This window comes from Candidatus Kurthia intestinigallinarum (assembly GCF_003991225.1).
In the GTDB taxonomy this organism is placed as follows: domain Bacteria; phylum Bacillota; class Bacilli; order Bacillales_A; family Planococcaceae; genus Kurthia; species Kurthia populi.
In genome coordinates this window covers 1-1,529 of record NZ_JTFC01000140.1, presented here as the reverse complement: position 1 = coordinate 1,529, position 1,529 = coordinate 1, and the positions used below count along the sequence as shown (strand labels likewise).

Annotated in this window: 2 protein-coding genes and 1 pseudogene; 2 read left to right on the top strand and 1 reads right to left on the bottom strand. The window is 37.3% G+C overall.

What is annotated here, in order from left to right; translation table 11 throughout:
* Positions 1 to 293: pseudogene (locus tag QI30_RS19220) on the bottom strand (hypothetical protein); the annotation flags it as partial.
* Positions 294 to 440: 147 nt separating this feature from the next.
* Here QI30_RS19220 and QI30_RS19215 point away from each other — a divergent pair.
* Both QI30_RS19215 and QI30_RS19210 read left to right on the top strand, forming a co-directional pair.
* On the top strand, positions 441 to 620 hold the full coding sequence (locus QI30_RS19215; protein ID WP_126992091.1) for a hypothetical protein: 180 nt from the start codon (positions 441 to 443) through the stop codon (positions 618 to 620).
* On the top strand, positions 620 to 1,529 hold a 910-nt coding region (locus QI30_RS19210; RefSeq protein ID WP_126992103.1), incomplete at its 3' end, for an ArdC family protein. The genes QI30_RS19215 and QI30_RS19210, both read left to right, overlap by 1 nt.

Genomic DNA, 1,529 nt, shown 5'->3' with positions numbered 1-1,529 from the left:
GAAAAACTAAACATTGATTCAGGATGCTGCCCATTTTTGGGGAATTTAAGTTCGATAGCATATTTTTCATTTGTTTGTGAATTATAGATTGCTATATCCAATTCTTTTTTAATTAACTTTTCTTGAATCCCAAAGAAACGAATATTTCTTTCGAATTGAATTTTAAAAGTAGAATCAAGATGATTACGCAAATATACGCCTAATTCGTGTTGCAAAGAAAATTCATTGTAAATCTCAATTTGCTGTATTTTTACTAGGTGAAAAAAGTCTTTAATATGTTTATCTAAGTGCATAAAGCACCTCCTTAATTTTAATTTAACAAATAGAATATAGTTTTGAAAGTGAATAAATAGAACATAAGTACAAAAAACATAAGTAGAAATATATACCTTTCAAAAGTAGAAATTTCTACTTTTGAAATAAAGAAGGAGGTTGGAGAAATGTATCGACGTGAAGAAGTTGAGTTTAGCGATAAGCCGATTTACCGTGATAAGCGTGATTTACTGACGATTGTAGAAGTACCGGATTTGCTTTCATATGACATTGTTGCGTATTTAGAAGTGCCATTTGAAAACGAACAGCGTTATGTACCTTTATATCAAAAGCGAGGTGAGGCGTAATGCCCTTGCGACCTAACTCATATGAGGAACGTACAAAAGAGCTTACGACAAGGCTTGAAGAACAGCTGACGCAATTTGCGAACCAAACTGAATTCAAGCGGTACTTAACTTTCATGGCAAGTATGCGCCAGTATTCGGTAGATAACCAAATTCTCATTTTTATGCAAAATCCGAAAGCTACTTATGTCGCTGGCTTTCAAGCGTGGAAAAAGCATGAGCGTTATGTGCAAAAAGGGGAGAAGGGCATTCAAATTCGTGCTCCTATTTTTGAACAGCAGCCAGTACTCGACCCGAAAACAAAGCAACCTGTTTATGAAAACGGCGAACTCAAGCTGGAGAACGTCTTAGTTCGCTATAAATGGGTAACAGTGTTTGACATCGCACAAACAGCAGGAGAGCCACTTAAAACGACAAGAGATTTTGTAAACGAACGATTTCAAACGGATGAGGACGCCCAGAGGCTATATGATCAATTTAAAAATTATTTAAATCAATTTAAGCAATTGCACGTTGCAGAGAAGACGTATTCGATTCATGAGGAAGGACGAGGTTACTTTGTACCATCGACCAACGAAATTATCATTAATGCGAGTGAAACTAATCCAGTTGCAAAATTAAGTACGCTTATTCATGAATTCGCCCATGCACAGCTGCACGGGCGTAGTGGTGATTATCGTGAAGCAACACGTGCCCATAAGGAGGCGCAAGCAGAATCGATTGCCTGTGCGACAATGGCATATTTAGGCTTTGATACGAGCCATTTTTCATTAGGATATATTGCAACATGGGCAAAAGATACGGAATTAATGCGAAAGGCGTTATTTGAGATTCAGGCGACTCTTGAAAAGACGTTAGCCACGCTAGATGTTGTGCTACACCCACAACTGTATGAGCAATTAGAACAAATCA

What these genes read in the sequence shown, in the direction of transcription:
- QI30_RS19215 (WP_126992091.1), top strand. Translation starts at nt 441, where the DNA reads ATGTATCGACGTGAAGAAGTTGAGTTTAGCGATAAGCCGATTTACCGT.